This is a genomic window from Pseudomonas juntendi, from assembly GCF_009932375.1.
Taxonomy (GTDB): domain Bacteria; phylum Pseudomonadota; class Gammaproteobacteria; order Pseudomonadales; family Pseudomonadaceae; genus Aquipseudomonas; species Aquipseudomonas juntendi.
Map to the genome: position 1 here is coordinate 1 of NZ_BLJG01000048.1, position 18,325 is coordinate 18,325.

Genomic DNA, 18,325 nt, shown 5'->3' on the forward strand with positions numbered 1-18,325 from the left:
GCGGCGAGCTGAGCCTGGCGTTCAGCTTCAGCGGGCAGATGTTCGCCCGCGCGACCATCGAGCGGCTGGCGCGGGCCTACGAGGCGGAGCTGGCGGCGCTGGTCGAGCACTGCCAGGCACCGCAAGGGCTGACGCCGTCGGACTTCCCGCTGGCGGGCCTGAGCCAAGGGCAACTCGACGCACTGCCGGTGGCGGTGGCCGAAATCGAAGACATCTACCCACTGTCGCCGATGCAGCAGGGCATGCTGTTCCACAGCCTGTCCGACGCAGGCGACGACCTGTACGTCAACCAGCTCAGCCTGCCGGTCGCGGGGCTCGAGCAAGAGCGCTTCCGCGCCGCCTGGCAGCATGTGATCGGCCGTCACGAGATCCTGCGTACGTCCTTCCACTGGGAAGGCGGCCAGAGCGCGCCGTTGCAGGTGGTGCACCGTCACGTCGACGTGGCGATGACCGTGCTCGACTGGCGGGCACGAACCTTTACCGCCGCCGACCTTGAGGCGGTCGCCCGCGCGCAGCGTGGCTTCGACCTCGGCCAGGTGCCGCTGCAGCGCCTGTTGCTGGTGCGCACGGGCGACGCCGAGCACCAGTTGGTGTGGACCAGCCACCATATCCTCATGGACGGCTGGAGCAGCTCGCAGTTGTTCGGCGAGGTGCTGCAGCACTACGCCAGCGGTGAAGTGACCGGCGACAGCGGCCGCTACCGTGACTTCATCGCCTGGTTGCAGGCGCAGGATCAGGGGCGCCTGCAGGACTACTGGCAGGGCCGTCTGCGCCTGCTCGAGGCGCCGACCCAACTGAGCCAGTCGATTCACCCGCGGCACACTGCCGACCTGCCGGGGCACGAGGCGCTGTACACCCGTTGGGACGCCCAGCGCACCGCCGCCTTGCAGCAGCACTGCCGGGCCCAGGGCATTACCGCCAACACCCTGATCCAGGGCGCCTGGCTGTTGCTGCTGCAGCGTTACACCGGCCAGCGCAGCGTGGCCTTCGGCGCTACGGTGGCCGGTCGCCCCGAGAGCCTGGCCAACGCGCAGCACATGCTTGGCCTGTTCATCAACACCTTGCCGGTGATCCAGACCCTCGAGCCGACACAACGCCTGGATCAGTGGCTGCAGCAGCTGCAGGCCGACAACCTGGACCTGCGCGAGCACGCCCATGCGCCGCTGGCTGACATCCAGCGTTGGTCGGGGCAGGGTGGCCAGGCCCTGTTCGACAGTATCATCGTGTTCGAGAACTACCCCATCGACCAACGCCTGGAGCAGGCCCAGGGCGGCCTGCGCTTCGGCGCCTCGAGCAGCCACGACGTCACCAACTTCCCCATGGACCTGGCGGTAACCCTCGGCGAGACCCTGGCCATCGAGTACCTGTTCCTGCGTAGCCACTTCACGGCCGAGGTCGTACAGGGCATTCGCGCACTGATGGAGACCCTGCTGCAGTCGATGATCGACAGCCCTACCGAATGCATCGGCAACCTGCAACGGCTCAGCCCGGCGCAGTCTCAGGCGCTTGACGCCTGGGGCGCGGTGCCGGCGCAGACCGGCGAGCCGGTGATGCTGGCCCAGCTGATCGCTCGCCAGGCGGCTGCGCGGCCCGAGGCCATCGCCGCCGAGTGTGCCGGCCAGAGCCTCAGCTACGCGGCGCTGGAGGCCCGTTCCGACGTGCTGACGCGGCAACTGCTCGCCCGTGGTGCCGGCCCGGAGGTACTGGTGGGCGTAGCCCTGGAACGCTCGGTGGACATGCTGGTGGCCCTGTTGGCGGTGTTCAAGAGCGGTGCGGCTTATGTGCCGCTGGACCTGGACTACCCGGCCGAACGCCTGGCCTTCATGATCCAGGACTCCGGCATGCGCCAGCTGATCGGTCGTGCCGACCTGGGGCAGCGCCTGCCCCTGCCCGTGGGCCTGGAACCGCTCGACCCGGCGACCCTGGCGTGCGAAGCCGGTACGCCGGCCAGCGTGTTCCCGGTGCCGGGCGAGCACAGCCTGGCCTACTTGATCTACACCTCTGGCTCGACCGGTGTGCCCAAGGGCGTGGCGGTCAGCCACGGACCTTTGAGCATGCATTGCCAGGCCATCGCCGAACTCTACGAGATGCAGGCCGGCACCCGAGAGCTGCACTTCATGTCGTTCGCCTTCGACGGTGCCCACGAGCGCTGGCTAACCACGCTGGCGGTGGGCGGTACGCTGATCTTGCGCGACAACGAACTGTGGACGCCCCAGCAGACTTGCGAGGCGCTGAGCCGGGGCCGGGTCGACATCGCCTGCTTCCCGCCCGCCTACCTGAAGCAGGTGGCCGAATATGTGCAGCGCAGCGGTGTCGAGCCGCCCCCGGTGCGTATCTACTGCCTGGGCGGCGACGCCGTGCCGGAGCAGACCTTGGCCGAGGTGCGCGAGGTGCTGCGGCCACGCTACATCACCAATGGCTATGGGCCGACTGAAACGGTGGTCACGCCGATGCTCTGGAAGGCCTCGGCCGAAGAGCCCTGCGGCGCGGCCTACGCACCCATTGGCCGAGTCGTGGGGCAGCGCTCGCTACGGGTGCTGGACGATGACCTCAACCCATTGCCGGTCGGTTTTGCCGGGCAGCTGTTCATCGGTGGCCATGGCGTGGCTCGCGGCTATCACCAGCGGCCATCGATCACTGCCGAGCGGTTCGTGCCCGACCCGTTCGGTGAGCCCGGGGCACGTTTCTACCGTTCCGGTGACCTGGTGCGCCTGCGTCAAAGCGGAATACTGGACTACGTCGGGCGTCTGGATCACCAGGTGAAGGTGCGGGGTTTCCGCATCGAGCTGGGCGAGATCGAAGCCAGCCTGCGCCAGCAACCGGGTGTCGGCGATGCCGTGGTGATCGCTCGCGACGGTGTTTCCGGCAAGCAGTTGATCGGCTACGTGGCGGCCAGCGCCGAGGTTCGCGGCGATCAGCTCAAGGCCGCCCTGGCCGAAACGCTGCCGGCCTACATGGTGCCGTTGCAGGTGATCTGCCTGGAGCGCCTGCCGGTCTCGCCCAATGGCAAGCTCGACCGCAAGGCCCTGCCGGAGCCCACCTTCGACCTGGCCAGCCATGTGCCCCCGCGCTGCGAGGAGGAACAATGGATGGCGCAGATCTGGGCCGAGGTGCTGCAGGTGGAGCAGGTGGGGATCACCGATAACTTCTTCGAGCTGGGCGGCGATTCGATTCTCAGCCTGCAGGTGATTTCGCGGGTGCGCAACCATGCGCAACTGAAACTGGAGCTCAAGCTGCGCGAGCTGATGCGTTGCCAGACCATCGCCAACCTGTTCGACCAGCAGGGCGTGTCGCGGGTCAGCGGCGAGCAGCAGGCCGTGGTGGTGGAGGGCGCCTTCCCGCTGATCCCGATCCAGGAGTGGTTCTTCACCGCGCAAACCCATGCGCCGGAACACTTCAACCAGGCCTTGATCCTGCGTGCCAACCAGCCACTGGATGCGCAGGCGCTGGAGCGCACGCTGACCTGCATGCTCGGCCAGCACGATGCCTTGCGCCTGCGTTTCAGCCACGAGCAGGGGCGCTGGATCCAGCGTTACCAGCCGTTGCAGGAGTGCCTGCAGCGCCTTGGCGATGACCCGCTGCTGTGGGTGCGCGAGGTGGCCGACGAAGAAGCGCTGGAGGACCTGGCCAATGAACTGCAACGCAGCCTGGACCTGGCCCAGGGGCCACTGATGCGCGGCTTGCTGGCGACCCTGGGTAATGGCCAGGTACGCCTGCTGCTGGTGATCCACCACCTGGTGATCGACGGTGTGTCCTGGCGTGTGCTGCTGCAGGACTTGCAGGAGGCCTACCAGGCCTTGCTCGCCGACCGGGAGCCGCGGTTGCCGCAGCGCACCAGCAGCTTCGGTGAATGGGCCGCTGGCCTGGCCGGCCATGCGGTGACCCTGCGCGAACGTGAGCTCGACTACTGGGTGGCGCAGCTCGACCGCCAGGACGGGCCGCTGCGCTGTGACAACCCACGTGGCGGCAACCTCATGTGCCACCGCGAAGAGGCCGCGTTCAGCCTGGATGCGCAACGGACCGCACAGTTGCTCAAGGAGGCGCCCGCAGCCTACCAGACGCAGATCAACGACCTGCTGCTGACTGCGCTGAGCCGGGCCCTGTGCCAATGGGACGACAGTGCGTCGGCGCTGGTGCTGCTGGAAGGCCATGGCCGCGAGGATCTTTTCGAGCAACTGGACCTGAGCCGTACCCTGGGCTGGTTCACCAGCATGTATCCGGTACGCCTGAGCCCGGTGGCCGACCCCGGGGCGTCGATCGTGGCGGTTCGCGAGCAGTTGGCCCAGGTGCCGGACAAGGGCATCGGCTACGGGGTGCTGCGCCACATGGACGAACCGTGGGTGCGCGCGCGCCTGGCCGAGCTGCCGCAGGCGCAGGTCACCTTCAACTACCTGGGGCAGCTCGACCAGAGCTTCGATGCCGAGCAGGCGCTGTTCCTGCCCGCGCCGGAGAGCGTCGGCGACAGCTTCTCGCAGCAGGCGAGCCTGGCCAACTGGCTCGAAGTGGTGGGCCAGGTGTTCGACGGCAAGCTGTCGTTCCGCTGCATCTACAGCAACCGACGCTTCCGCCAGGGCACCATCACGGCCTTCATGGACCAGTTCCAGGCCGAGTTGACGCTGTTGATCGAGCACTGCCTGCAGGTCCAGGCCAACTGAATTTTCCTTCTTCTGACAGGCCGGATGCGGGTGCGTCCGGCCCAGGAACCGAGTCATGCCACTGAACCCTGAAATTGCCGAATTCCTCGACCTGGTCGACGCCAGCCCTGGCGATGGCCAGTCCATGGCCTTCCACCGCTCGACCCCCGCCCAGGCGCGCGACGCCTTCGAGCAAGCCTCCGTGCGCATGCGTTGGGAAGCGCCGCAGGTCCATAGCGAGGACCTGCATTGCCAGGCTCGCGATGGCGCCACCCTGGCGCTGCGTCTTTACCGGCCCTGCGCGCCTGCCGAGCAACCACTGCCGGTGCTGCTGTACCTGCACGGTGGTGGATTCGTGGTGGGCAGCATCGCCTCGCACGATGGCGTCTGTCGCGAGTTCTGCGCGCGCACCCCCTGCGCGGTGCTGACCGTCGATTACCGACGCGCGCCCGAGCAACGCTTTCCGGTGGCGCTCAACGACTGCGCCGATGCCTTGGCGTGGCTGGCACGCAACGGGCGCGAGTGGGGGCTGGATGCCAGCCGGGTCGCCGTGGGCGGCGACAGTGTCGGCGCGACCCTGGCCAGCGTGCTGGCGATCGACGCCGCACACCTGGGTGGGCCTGTACAGCCGCGGCTGCAATTGCTTTGCTATCCAGTGGCCGATGCCTCGAAGCGCTGGGAGTCGCGTACGCTGTTCGCCGAGGGCTACCTGCTGGAGAGCGCCACCCTGGAGTGGTTCTACGACCATTATGCGCGCCAGGCCGAGGACCGCTCGAACTGGCGTTTCTCGCCGCTGCTGGCCACCGGCTTGCAGGGCGTGGCGCCGGCCTACATCGGCCTGGCAGGTTTCGATCCATTGCTGGATGAAGGCCAGGCCTATGCACGTCACCTGCGCGAGCAGGGGGTAGCGGTCAGCTGCGAGGTGTTCGAGGGGTTGGTGCACGACTTTCTGCGCATGCGCTTGGTCACGGCTGAGATCGACACGGTGTATGAGAGGTTGGCGCAGGTACTGCGTGACGCCTTGAACTGATGGTTTGCACTGGATAGGGAGGGCCGCCATGCGGCCCTTTTGCGTTGCATACGACCCAGGGCCTTGCGCCCTGGGTCGTGGTTGCGGTCAGAACTTGTACTGCACGCTGGTCATGAAGTTGCGGGGCGCGCCGTACACGCCCCAGCTGTCGACGTAGGAGAAGTACTTGCGGTCGAAGACGTTGTTGAGGTTGAGCGTTGCGCTCAGGTTCCGGGTGATGTCGTAGCGCGCCATGAGGTTGGTCACGGCATAGCTGCCCTGGGTGAAGGTGTGCAGGTCCTGGCCGGTCTTGCTCTGCCAGTTCACGCCACCGCCGATGGTCAGCTTGTTGTCCAGAATGCCGGGCAGGCGATAGGTAGTGAAGGTCTTGGCGCTGTGACGGGGGGTGTTGGTGACGATGCGGTTGTCGTCGGAGTCGGTGCTGACGCTGTAGGCGTAGCCGGCGAACGCCTGCCACCCCTCGGCCAGCTCGCCGTTGAGCTCCAGCTCCACGCCCTTGGTGGTGGTGCCCTGCTCGGCGCGGTAGATGTCCGGCGCACGCTCATAGACGGCCAGGTTGTCCTGGTCGATGCGGAACAGCGCCAGGCTGGCGTTGAGTTTTTCCTCGTTGAAGCTGCCTTTCACGCCCAGCTCGTAACCGGTGCCTTCCTGTGGGTCGAGGGCCTTGTAATTCTCATCGTGCACGCCATAGGGCTGCGGGTTGAAGATCTTGGTGTAGCTGCCGTAGACCGACCAGGTGTCGTTGAGGTCGTAGACCACGCCGGCATAGGGCAGGAACACGCCGTGGCGGTTCTCGTCACTCTTGTTGTCGAGCGTCGGATCACTCCAGTTCTGGTAGTCGCTGGTGCGTCGCCAGTCGGTGACGCGACCGCCGAGAATCACGGCCAGGTCGTCGGTCACGTGGAAGCGACCGGTCATGTAGGCGGCGTACTGGTTTTCCTGGATGTAGGTTTTGCCGATGGTGGTGGTGTCCGGGCGCGGGCCCTGGCCTTTCCAGTCCCAGATATTGTCGATGGTGCCGTCATAGCCGGTCCAGGGACCGAACCAGCCACCGTGATCCGGGGTGTTTTCGGTGTAGCGGGACAGGGTGACCCCGGTGATCAGTTCATGCTCGCGACCGAACAGGGTGAACGGGCCGGTCAGGTAGGCGTCGAGGTTGTTCTGGCGAGGCTTGCCCGACCAGCGGTTGGGGTACATGTAGGCGCCCGAGCCGTCCACCGGGCTGATCTCGCCGTTCATGTAGTTGATCAGCTCGTCGAAGTCCATGACGCTGTGGCTGAGCTCGACCTTGCCGCTCCAGCCGTTGTCGAACTGATGCTCGAGGGAGGTGAAGACATTGGTCTGTTTGCGGTCGTTGTACGACCAGGTTGGCGAACTGTTCTTCGAGCGGCTGAAGTCGGTCTTGCTGCCGTCGGCGTAGCGGACCTGGAAGCCGGTGCGCAGCGGGTCGTCGACCTGGGTATTGAGGTAACTGAAACCGACGGTCAGCATGGTTGCATCGCTGAGGTCGAACTCGGAGATACCGTAGATCAGCTGCGTATCCTGCTCGAGGCGGTCGACGAAGGAGTTCTGGGTCTTGTAGTCGACCACCAGACGCCCGCGGACGTTGCCGCTGTCGGTCAGTGGGCCGGAAACGTCGAATCCGGTGCCGTAACGGTCCCAGCTGCCAGCTTCGGCGGTCACGCTGCCCTGGAAGGTCGCGGTCGGGCGCTTGCGGATCATGTTGATGGTCGCCGACGGGGTGCCGGTGCCGCTGATCAGGCCGGTGGCGCCACGCACGATTTCGACACGGTCGTACATCGCCGTGCTCTGGGTGGTGTTGTCCAGGCGCGGGGAGGTGGGAACACCGTCGATCTCGAAGTTGTTGATCTGGAAGCCGCGCGACCAGTAGGTGTCGTTCTCGGCGCCGATGCCGGTGCGCAGCACGGTGATGCCCGGGGTGGCCTCGAGCACTTCGGTCAGGTTGGTCAGCTTCTGGTCGTCCAGGCGCTGGCGGGTGACCACGGTGACCGATTGCGGCGTTTCCTTCTGGGTCAGGTTCAGGCGCGTCGAACTACTGGACATGTAGGTGGTGTACAGGCCGGAGCCTTCGGTGACCGAACCTGGCGCCATGCCCGAAATCGCGGTTGGGCTCAGCTCCAGTGCGGCCTCGCCGGCACTGGGTGGCGGTACCAGCAGGATGGTGTGGCCGTCCACGCGGTAGGACAGGCCGCTGCCCTGGAGCATGCGCTGCAGCACCTCGTCGGTCGACAGCGAGCCGGATACCGGGCTGGACTTCAGACCTTGCACCAATTCCGGGCTGTAGAGGATCTGCATCTGCGTCTGCTGACCCAGTTGCTGCAGGGCGCTGGACAGCGGCTGGGCGGCGATGTTGACGGAGACCTGCTCGGCGTGGGCTGCGCTGCTCCCCAGCAGCATCAGGGCCAGCAGGGCACCCGGCAGTACCATACGGTTCGACTGCGATGGACGTACGGCGCGTGCCAGAAGGGTCGGGGACAGGTTCGGGCGGTGCATGGGTGAAAGGAACTCCTGAGGGATGTGGGCAGTTTTTCTTTTGGAATGGTCAGTAACTGATAATTAGACGCATCACGGATTGGAAACCGGAAAAAAGAATCAGCAATCTGTGCTTGGCGATTTATCTGATGAAAACCCCGCAGGGGGAATGCCATGGCGTCGGCTGTTCCGCCTTCCTTGCGGGCGGATCGCGGCGCCGTGCTCCGGACTGGCCAGGCCGTGCGCCACGTGCGTCGCAAGGGTCAGGCCGCGACGTGCTGGGTGACCACGCGACCGGCCTCCATGCGTACCAGCTGGTCGGCGATATCGAAGTAGCGATCATCGTGGGAGATCACGATGATGGTCTTGCCCAGGCGCTTGAGGTCGGGCAGCAGCTCGGTGTAGAAGATCCGGCGGAAGGTCGGGTCTTGGTCGGCCGCCCACTCGTCGAACACCAGCACCGGGCGATGCTCCAGCCAGGCATTGATCAGCGCCAGGCGCTTGCGTTGCCCGGTGGACAGGTCGGTGGTGGTGAACTTGCCGTCCTGGATGCTCACCTTGTGTGAGATTTCCAGGCGTTCCAGATACTGGTTGGCATCTTCGGGAATGCTCTGTTCACCCTGGATCACATCGTCGAACAGGTAGTAGTCGGCGAAGATCGTGGTGAACAGCTGGCGATACTGGTCCCTGTCGCTGGCATCGATGATCTTGTCATCCAGCGCGATATGCCCCTGTTGTGGTGCGTAGAGTCCCAGCAACAGCTTGATCAGCGTGGTCTTGCCACAGCCGTTCTCGCCGACAATGAAGACGATTTCGCCCTGTTCGATCCGCAGGTTGACCGGCCCCAGCCGGAAGGGCGCGGCATCGCCCACCGCAGGGAAGGCGTAGCTCACCTCGACCAGTTCCAGGCTGCGCACCTTGGCCTTGGCAGCCGGTGCGTCGGTCAGCAGCAGGTGCGGCTCGGGTGAGGAAAACTGCCGGGAAAGCTCGGCGATGCGCTGGAAGGCGATGCCGGCGCGGCCGACGATGGGCAGCGTACCGATCAGGTGCTCCAGCGGACCTTTCATGTACAGCAGCACCAGGACGAAGCCACTGATGACCGCTTTGTCCTGCCCTGGGCCGGCACCGTGCATCAGCAGTGCGATGCCAATGACCACGAAGAACAGCATGGAGCCGAAGGTCTTGGCGATCACGAAGGTGTTGATTGCGCGGATCTGGGTCTTGCAGATGAAATCCGCGGTGGCCTGGATGCCATGCACGAACATGCGGTGGCGACGTGGGCGGTGGATGCGCAGTTCCTTGGCGCCGCCGGCCACGGCGTTGTACTGGCGTTGCAGGTCGTCCTCGGCGTCGCGGGCGGCCATGAAGCCACGCACGCCTACCGATTGCGCGAGGTACTGGGCGCTCGTGCCCACGGCGATGGCCGCCAGCATCAGCAGGAACATCGGCCACGACAGCATGGCCAGGTAGCCCAGGCAGCCCAAGGTCACCGTCAGCGAAATCGCCAGCGGCGCGAAGGCGAAGGCGAAGTCGCTGATGGTGTCGACATCATGGGTCAGTACCGGAATCAGACGGTGGCTGCGAAAGCGCTCGATCTGCTCGATCGGCGCGGCGAGCACCTTCTCCCCCAGGGTCTTGCGCAGGCGGGCGATGATGTGCTGGCCAACGTAGTTGGTACCGATATCCGACAGGATCGTGCTCACCAGTGCCAGCAGGCACAACCCGGCAAAGCCCAGGATCAGGCTGTGCCCCAGGTCGCCCTCGGCGTGCAGCGCGCCGTTGATGGTGGCCAACAGCGTGGTCACGCTCAGGCCCCCGATCATGCCGAGGAAGATGGACAGTGTGACGATCGGCCAGAATGGCTTGAGCAGGGCCAGCAATTCACGCAGGGCCCCGCGGTTGGAAGTGCTCATCGGCTGGTTCCCGTCCTCAGGCGCAGGTCTGGCGCAGGCTGGCTGGCGCGTTGCTGGCCTGCTTGCCCAGATGCTGGTAGAGCGACTGGCCGATCTCCGCCGCACGTGCCGGCAATACCGACAGCAGCGTGTCGCTGAGGCCGTGGGAGGCTTCGCAGAACCCTTGCAGGTAGACGTTGGCGCCGAACTCGGAGTGGGCCAGCGCGCGGTAGTCGCGGTCTACCTCGAAGTCCTTCAGGTGCTGCTGCAGGGGTGCCAGTAATTCGCGGTGCGAGCGGCGTTCGTAGCCGGTGGCGAGGATCACCGCGTCGTAGCGGTGGGTCTGGCGCACATCGGTGGCCAGGTCGCGCAAGGTCAGTTCGATGCCTGCGGCGGTTTCCACCACATCTTCGATGGTGCGGCGGCACAATACGGCGTGGCGGTGCAGGTGCGCGACCTTCTGGCGGTAAAGGATGCCGTAGATGCGCTCGAGCAGGTCAACGTCGACTACCGAGTAGTTGGTGTTGTGGTATTCGCTGACCAGCTTCTCGCGCTCGGCGTGGGGCTGGTTGAACACCAGGTCGGTGTACTCGGGGGCGAAGATCTCGTTGACGAACGGGCTGTCGTCGGCCGGCTTGAGGGCCGAGGCGCGCAGGATCATGTCGACCTTGACCGATGGATAGCTGTCATTGAGATCGATGAAGGCCTCGGCGGCGCTCTGCCCGGAGCCGACCACGGCGATGCGCATCGGCTTGCCTTCGTTGCAAGGCAGCTGCTGCAGTGCGCTCAGGTACTGGGAGTGGTGGAATACCCGCGGGTCGTTCCTGAAGGCGCGGAAGGCGTCGGGGATCTTCGGCGTGCCGCCGCTGCCGACCACCACCGAGCGGGCACGGCGTTGGGTTTCACGGCCCTGCGGGTCGCGGGAGACGATGCGCAGGTGGTCGACCTTGCCCTCGCGCAGCTCAGGTTCGATGCGCAACACTTCCTCGCCGTACACCGCCTGGGTGGCAAAGTGCTCGGCGGCCCAGCGCAGGTAGTCGTTGTACTCCAGGCGGCAGGGGTAAAAGGTGCCCAGGTTGATGAAATCGGCCAGGCGCTGCTTCTGGTGCAGGTAGTTCACGAAGCTGTAGGGGCTGGTAGGGTTGCGCAGCGAAACCAGGTCCTTGAGGAAGGAGATCTGCAACTCACTCTGGGTGGCCAGGGTGTTGCCGTGCCAGCGGTAGTCGGTCTGCTTGTCGATGAACAGGGCGTCGAGAGCATGGCCGTTGGTCTCGGCGAGCTCTTCCAGCGCGATGGCCAGGGCCAGGTTGGAAGGGCCGAAGCCGACGCCGATCAGGTCGTGGATTTTTTCGGGGGAAGAGGTCTGGCTCATGGTTGCGGTTCCTTGGATGGTCGAGTGGGGGCGCCGCTGAAGGGCGCCCCGTGTCCTGCGCAAGTACACCGATAGGAACGAGCCTGCTGGCGGAGAATTTACCGCCGCCTGGCGCTTTACAGCTCGCGGGCCACGCGGAATCCGATCCAGTCGCCACGGTCGTCGCGCACGGTGGTGTTGCGGTTGCCCGAGCGCGAGAAGATCGGTGCCTCGCCCCAGTCGTTGCCGCGGATCGAGATCTGCCGGCAGCCGGCTTCCTTCCAGGCGCTGCCGTCGGCCGGCGCGCCGACATAGCTGTCGTGGTAACAGTCGGCGACCCACTCGTAGACGTTGCCATGCATGTCGTACACACCGAAGGCATTGGCCGGGAAACTGCCCACCGGTGAGCTGTAGCTGAAGCCGTCCTTGGGGCCGTAGACGTTGGCGTTCTTGCTGATCTCGAGATTGGCGTCCGGCTCGAACGGGAACATGCCGGTACTGCCGCCGCGTGCGGCGTATTCGCGCTGCGCTTCGCTGACCATGGCGTAGTGCTTGCCGGTTTTCTTCGACAGCCAGGCCACATAGTGCTCGATGTCTTGGTAGCTCATGCACACGGCCGGCTGGCGAGGGCCTTGCTGGTAGCTGGGCTTGCTATTGGTGCAGCGCCGCCCGGGGCGATCGTCGCCGTCGGCGATGACGATGCCGGTGGCCTTCTGGTAGGCGGCCCATTCAGCGGCAGTGATCTGGAAGCGGCTGATGGCGAACGGCTTGGCGAAGGTGACCGGGTGCTGCGGACCTTCGTCGTCCTGGCGGCCCATCTCGTCGGGCGGGGTGCCCATGGTAAAGGTACCGGCGGGCAGCACGACCATTTCCGGGCAGGCCTTGTCGCAGTCGCGGAACACTGTGCCGGGCTTGTCCGACGGCTGCGCGGCCAGGGCCGGCAGGCTGCAGGCGGCCAGCACGGCGGCCAGGGTGAGGCGGTGCAGGGGTGCGCTCATGGAAGATGCCTTGTTCAAAGTTGCTGGGTAATGAGGGACATGACCCGGTCTATCTGCTGCTCGTCGTTGAGCAGGCTTGGGGCCAGGCGGATCACCGGGCCGACGTCGCGGTCTACGGCGTCGCACATCACCTTGTTGGTGGTGAGGTGCGCGGCCACGGCGTCGGCGTCACGATCCTTGATGCGCAAGAAGGTGAAACCGGCGGAGAACTGTTCGCTGCGCGGGGTCACCAGCTGGATCTGGCGGTGCTCGAGCAGGCGCTGTTTGAGCAGGCTGTTGAGCTGGTGTATGCGCTGCTGCACCTCGGCCTTGCCCAGTTGCAGGTGCAGCTTGAAGGCCTCGCTTGTGGCCCAGCGGTGCTCGAAGGCGTGGTAGCCGCCCGGGGTCATGATGGTGGCGAAGTCCTCATCGCGGGAGAAGGTGGCGACGCTGGGCACCAGGTGCTGCATGCCGGTGGAGGCAGCGCAGATGATCCCGGTGCCGCGCGGGCCGAACATCCACTTGTGCGTACCGGCGATGAAGTAGTCGCAGTTGAAGTCGGCGAAGCGGGCGTTCTCCACGCCGAAGCCATGCACGCCGTCGACCACGTACAGGATGCGCTCGGCTTCGCTGCGCTCGCGGTTGTGCCGGCGCACCAGTTCACCGATCTCGCCCACCGGCAGCTTGACGCCGCTGCCAGAGTGCACCCAGGTCATGCCCAGCACCCGGGTGTTGGGCTTGATGGCCTTGTCGAGGGTGCTCAGTACCTGGTCGGTGGAGACCGTCCATGGGTCGTCGAACAGTCGGATCTGGCGCACCGCGGTGCCCTGGCGCTGGTTGCGGAACTCCAGCGCCTTCTGCGCGCAATAGTGTTCGTGCTCGGTAATCAGCACCTCCTGCCCGGCGCCGACTTTGAGGCCGCCATAGATCATCGCCAGGCCTTCGGTGGTGCTGCCGGTCAGGGCGATCTGGCGCGGGCCGACCTCCAGGTAGCGCGCGGCCCACTCGCGTACTTCATCTTCGCGCTGCCATTCGTACTGGCTTTCCCAATCCATCAGCGCAGCTGGGTTGCGATCCAGGTCGGCGCGGTGGCGGTCGATGGCTTCCTGTACCGGGCGCGGATGGGCGGTGACCAGGAAGTTGGCGAAATGCGCAATCTGCGGGTCGAGTGGAAACAGCTCGCGCAGGTTGCGCCACTTGTCGGGGCCGGCCAACGGCTTGGCGGGCTGGGCCAGGGCCTGGGGTAACAGTGGCAGGCTTGCGGCCAGCAGCCCGGCCTGTTTGAGGAAAGTGCGGCGGTTACTCATGGGTGTCGGCCTTGTTCAGCGATTGGCGACGGGGCGGGCAGCTTTCTGCACCTGTTCCCAGACGCGCAGGAAGTTGCCTGCCCAGAGCTTCGCGATGTCCGTTTCGCTGTAGCCTCGGGTCAGCAGTTCGGCGGTGACGTTGCGGATTTCGCTGACGTCATTCCAGCCGTCCAGGCCGCCGCCATCGTTGAAGTCAGAGCTGATGCCGACATGGTCGATGCCGACTTTCTTCACCGTATAGTCGATGGCGTCGACGTACTGCGCGAGGGTAGCCTTGGGCTCTTCTTCCAGCGTGCTGTACAGCGCGCTGGCGTATTCGCCGAAACGCGCTTCGGGCCAGATGGCGATCACCGCATCGCCCGGCATCAGCGCGTTGGCCAGGCCCTGCAGGGGTTGCAGGTCGAAGCGCGCGCGCAGGGCGTCGAGTTTTTCAATCACCGGCTTGCTCAGGGGCTTGAGGTACTGGCCGAAGCCGACCACCTGGATGACACCGCCGCTGTCCTTGATCAACTGCATCTCCTTGTCGGAGAGGTTGCGCGGGATGTCTACCAGCGCCCGGGGCGCGGAGTGCGAGGCCACCATGGGCGCGCGGCTAAGGCGGGCGACATCTTCAAGCGCCAGGGTGGACATCTGCGATACGTCGATGATCACGCCCAGATCGTTGAGGCGCTTGACCGCCTGCTCACCCAGCGGCGACAGGCCACCGAGGGCGTCGGCGGTGTCGTTGAAGAACGGCAGTGGGCGCGAGGAGTCGGCCCAGTCGTTGTTGCCCGTGTAGCTGAAGCCGAACATGCGCACGCCGCGCGCAGCCCACAAGTCCAGCTGCGACAGGTCGTGGCCCAGTGGGTAGGCGTTGAGCATGCTGATGAAGATGGCGAACTTGCCTTCGCCATTGAGCCGGCGGAAGTCGTCGGGGGTGTAGGCGATGCCGACCTGGTTGGGGAAGTCACGGACCATCCCGCTGATGATCTTGTAGCGGGCTTCCTGTTCCTGCCGGGCGGCATCGACGAAACCGGGGGTAGGGCGGTGCGGGGCGTTTGGGCCGTTCCAGATTTCCGGCCAGCCGAAGATGGTCAGCGCCGCACCGGACAGGCGGCCCCGGTTGGCCTTGACCAGGTCGAACTGGCCCGGGCCGTCCTTGTCGATTTCCTGGCCGGCGCTGCCCAGTTCGAGGGGCACGGTGACATGGCTGTCGAACGACAGCATGTGCTCGTGCAGGTCGTTGGCCTGTTGCACGATTTTCAGCGGATAGCCGGCGTGCTGCTGTTGCCAGAAGAAATAGCCGGCGACACCCCCCAGGGCGGCCACCAGGGCCAGGGGTAGGCCAATGTAAAGGGCCTTGCGGGAACGGGTCTTGGTCATTGCCATCTCGTTGCACGGTTGATCGGGGCGGCCTGCCGACGCACAACGTGCTGCTTGGGCAGGGCTTGGGTATCAGGTGAACGAGCGACCGCCGGGCAAATTTATCGCCGGCTTCGAACCAGGCCGAGCCAGGCCTGGCATTAAATTTCGCCGAAGATGCAACGTTTTAGCCTTGGACGGGCCGTGCTCCACGGCCGCAATGAATGCTCAGGTAGTTGCAATGACGATTTCTCGACGCGGGTTCATCGCCGGTGTGGCATTGGCAGGCGTGGCGGTGCCCGGCGCGATGTATGCGCAGCATGTGCAGCGCCAGCGGTTCGACGAGCAGTTTCCGGAAACCCCCGGTGAGGCGGTGGTGGAACTGGCCGATGCGGCGCTGCAGCAATTGGGCGACACCTTGCGCGGGATCTGGCGTTTTACACTGCAAGGGAAAGATGCCGGGCTGCCCGGCCTGCCTGAGGGTGAACTGGAAATGTTTCTCGATGTCGCCCCAAGTGGCCGCGGCCTGCGTGGTTACCTGGACACGCCCGAGCGCCTGCGGGGTGCCGAGGCGCCGCGTTATCGGGTAGTCGGTGACCTGCTGACCGATGCGAACAGGACCTTGCGTTGGCGGCTGTTTTCTACCGCGCCGGGGGAAGGGCATGCTGACTACCAATGCACGGTGGTACTCGACGAAGTCTGGGGTGAGTTCGGCAATGCCGGGCAGGCCACCCTGAACGGGCGCATCGCTGCGCTGGGGCGTTCGTTGACCCTACCCGTGCAGGACAACACTTTTGTTGCGCTCAAGCGCAGTTTCCCCGAGGCTCGCGAGCGCACGCCTCTGTCCCCGGCCTTGCTGGCCTGGCTGATTGCGCCGGAGCACCGCCTGTTCCACCAATTGTGGCATGCCTCGCGTGACAAGTGGCACAACCTCGACAAGGACAAGCAGGCGGCCCTGCGCGGCTTGGGCTGGCAGCCCGGGCCGCGCGACCGTGAGCGTGACGCCCGTGGCCGGCACAAGGATCGCAATGGCTCGGGCGAGGACTTTTTCTTCATGCACCGGCACATGCTGCGTGCTGCCCGGGTCATTCAGGACCTGCCGTCGTGGGCGCGGTTCCCGCTGCCGCAGCCAGAGCTCGAACGCGACCGGGTCGGCTTTGCCAACTATTTCGACAACCATGACGGTACGGCCTTGCCACCCACCTGGCTGGCTGCGGACGATGCGGCGTATACCCAGTGGGTGCGCGATATCAAGACGCCGGATACTTTCCACGGTAACTTCCAGGTCTGGGAGTCGAGGTACACCGACCCGCATTACCTGAGTACGCTCACCCTTGCGCAGTTCGGTTCGGAGATGGAACTGGGCCTGCACGATTGGTTGCACATGCGCTGGGCCTCGGTGCCGCGCGACCCGTCCAGCGGCTTGCCGGTGCCGTTCGCGCGCCAGCCGGAGGACTTTGCCGCACGCTGGTTCGAGGCGGAAAACGACTTCCTTGGCGACCCGTTTTCATCCCATGTAAACCCGGTGTTCTGGCACTTCCATGGCTGGATCGATGACCGCATAGAAGACTGGTTCCGCGCCCACGAGCGTGTGCATCCCGGCCAGGTGCGGCGCGCCGAGGTCAACGGTGTGCCGTGGTTCGCGCCTGGGCGCTGGGTAGAGGTATCCGACCCATGGCTGGGGCCCGATACCCATGGCTGTTCGACTGTGCCGGGGCTGCGGCCGGGGCGCAGTGTGGAGATGGACCCAGAGACCATGAAGCTGGCGCTGCGTATCATCTTCGCCGATGACGACCTGTTTGCCAGCTTGCGGCCGAAGGTGCCGCAGCGGCCCTGGTACGCACGCAACCTGAAACTGGCGAAGCGCTGACACCGCGCCCCACAGGGAATGCATCAGCGCTCGACCTGCCAGCCACCTCCCAGAGCCTTGTACAACGCCACGCTGCCCTGCAGTCGAGCCAGGTACAGTTGCGCCTGCTGGTCCTGGGCAACATACAGCGTGCGCTGGGTTTCCAGCACCGTCAGCAGCGTTTCGGCGCCGGCGCTGTAGCGCTGCTGTGCCAGGGCGAAGGCGGTGCGTGCTTCCTGTACCTCCTGGTCCTGCCATTGCCGCTGGCGGTCTACGCCATGGATCGCATTGAGCGCTTTTTCCACGTCGGCGAAACCTGCCAGGATTGCGGCGCGGTAATCGTGCAGCAGCTCTTCCTGTTCGGCACTGGCCAGTTCGCGCTCGGCGCGCAGGCGGCCGTTGTTGAAGATGGGTGTGGCAATGCCGGCAGTGAGGGTATAGAAGGGGCTGTCGAGGATATCGGCGAAGGTCCGTGCCCCGCTACCCAGGTCTGCTCCCAGGGTCAGCTTGGGCAGCATGGCGGCCCTGGCCACTTGTACGTTGGCGCTGGCGGCGGCCAGCCGGGCCTCGGCGGCGGCAATGTCGGGGCGTCGGCCGAGCAGGTCGCTGGGCACCCCGCTGCCGATCGCCGGCCAGCGCAGGGTAGCGATCGATTCGTTGGTGTTCGGTAATGCCTGCACCGGATCACCGAGCAAGGTGGCAAGGGTTATCCGGTTGTTCTGCCATTGCTGCTCCAGCAGGGGTACCTGGCGCTCCTGGGCCGCCACCAGGCTGCGTTGCTGCGCCAGCTCCAGTCGCGTGGTCGAGCCAGAACGCTGGCGTGCCTCGACCAGGCCAAGCACGTCCCGGGCGTTTTTGAGGTTCAGCCGGGCGATGCGCAGCTGCTCCTGCAGCGCCAGGCCCTGCAGGTAGCTATCGGCGACGGCGCTGGTCAGCGTCAGCTCCACCGTCTGGCGATCGAAGCGGCTGGCGTCCAGGCCATGCAGAGCGCTGTCGCGGGCGGCGCGGATGCCACCCCAGAAATCGACCTCGTAGCTGGCGCTCAAGCGCGTGCCGAATGAGGTGCTGGTGCGCTCGCTGCTGCTGGCGTCGAGTTGGTCGTTGCCGTCGCCGCGCAACAGGCGCTGGCGGCTGCCGTCCACTCCGAGCGTCAGCTCCGGCAGCCGCGCAGCGCCGGCGATCACAGCCAGCGCCTGGGCCTGGCGCACCCGTGCCGCGGCGGCGGCCAGGTCGTGGCTGTTGTGCCGGGCGCGTTCGACCAGGCGGTCCAGTTCGCCGCTGGAGAAGGCTTGCCACCAGTGAGCATCCGGCAGGGCCTGGCTGGAGGCGTCGGCTCGGGATTGCCAGGTTGGCGGCTCGGTAATGCCGGCCTCGGGGGCGGGCGGTGTGCTGCAGGCGGCCAGGGCCAGGCTGAGGGTCAACAGGCTGATGCGGCTTGGCAATGTCATGGG

Annotated in this window: 10 protein-coding genes; 3 read left to right on the forward strand and 7 right to left on the reverse strand. The window is 65.8% G+C overall.

Annotated elements, in window-relative coordinates:
• Positions 1 to 4,655: non-ribosomal peptide synthetase (locus tag GYA94_RS07355; RefSeq protein WP_161892028.1), on the forward strand; the 4,655-nt coding region annotated here is incomplete at its 5' end.
• Between the two features lie 55 nt (positions 4,656 to 4,710).
• Positions 4,711 to 5,664 (forward strand): alpha/beta hydrolase, encoded by a 954-nt coding sequence (locus GYA94_RS07360; protein WP_110676163.1) that lies wholly within the window; start codon positions 4,711 to 4,713, stop codon positions 5,662 to 5,664.
• Between the two features lie 87 nt (positions 5,665 to 5,751).
• On the opposite strand, the gene GYA94_RS07365 is transcribed toward GYA94_RS07360, so the two are convergent.
• The 6 genes from GYA94_RS07365 to pvdM all read right to left on the reverse strand — a co-directional run bounded on the left by GYA94_RS07365 (position 5,752) and on the right by pvdM (position 15,046).
• On the reverse strand, positions 5,752 to 8,178 hold the full coding sequence (locus GYA94_RS07365; protein ID WP_110676161.1) for a TonB-dependent siderophore receptor: 2,427 nt from the start codon (positions 8,176 to 8,178) through the stop codon (positions 5,752 to 5,754).
• 242 nt (positions 8,179 to 8,420) lie between these two features.
• Entirely contained in the window at positions 8,421 to 10,070 is a 1,650-nt protein-coding gene (locus GYA94_RS07370; RefSeq protein WP_110676159.1) for a cyclic peptide export ABC transporter, read from the reverse strand.
• A 16-nt stretch (positions 10,071 to 10,086) separates the two neighbouring features.
• Complete coding sequence (locus tag GYA94_RS07375; protein WP_054904861.1) at positions 10,087 to 11,421, reverse strand: lysine N(6)-hydroxylase/L-ornithine N(5)-oxygenase family protein; 1,335 nt, start codon at positions 11,419 to 11,421, stop codon at positions 10,087 to 10,089.
• 116 nt (positions 11,422 to 11,537) lie between these two features.
• Positions 11,538 to 12,398 carry a dihydropyoverdine dehydrogenase gene (gene pvdO / locus GYA94_RS07380; protein WP_110676157.1) on the reverse strand — a complete coding sequence of 287 codons (861 nt, stop codon included), beginning with the start codon at positions 12,396 to 12,398 and terminating at the stop codon, positions 11,538 to 11,540.
• Positions 12,399 to 12,412: 14 nt separating this feature from the next.
• The gene (gene pvdN / locus GYA94_RS07385) at positions 12,413 to 13,684 is read right to left on the reverse strand and encodes a pyoverdine-tailoring periplasmic protein PvdN (RefSeq protein ID WP_054904863.1); all 1,272 of its coding nucleotides are present in this window, start codon (positions 13,682 to 13,684) and stop codon (positions 12,413 to 12,415) included.
• Positions 13,685 to 13,699: 15 nt separating this feature from the next.
• Entirely contained in the window at positions 13,700 to 15,046 is a 1,347-nt protein-coding gene (gene pvdM / locus GYA94_RS07390) for a pyoverdine-tailoring dipeptidase-like protein PvdM (RefSeq protein WP_054904864.1), read from the reverse strand.
• Positions 15,047 to 15,266: 220 nt separating this feature from the next.
• On the opposite strand from pvdM, the gene pvdP reads away from it, so the two are divergent.
• A complete protein-coding gene (pvdP, locus tag GYA94_RS07395) occupies positions 15,267 to 16,895 on the forward strand; it encodes a pyoverdine maturation tyrosinase PvdP (protein WP_161892029.1) in 1,629 nt (542 codons plus the stop codon).
• 23 nt (positions 16,896 to 16,918) lie between these two features.
• Here the strand turns inward: pvdP and GYA94_RS07400 are convergent, their stop codons facing one another.
• The gene (locus tag GYA94_RS07400) at positions 16,919 to 18,322 is read right to left on the reverse strand and encodes an efflux transporter outer membrane subunit (RefSeq protein WP_161892030.1); all 1,404 of its coding nucleotides are present in this window, start codon (positions 18,320 to 18,322) and stop codon (positions 16,919 to 16,921) included.
• Positions 18,323 to 18,325 lie beyond the last annotated feature (3 nt).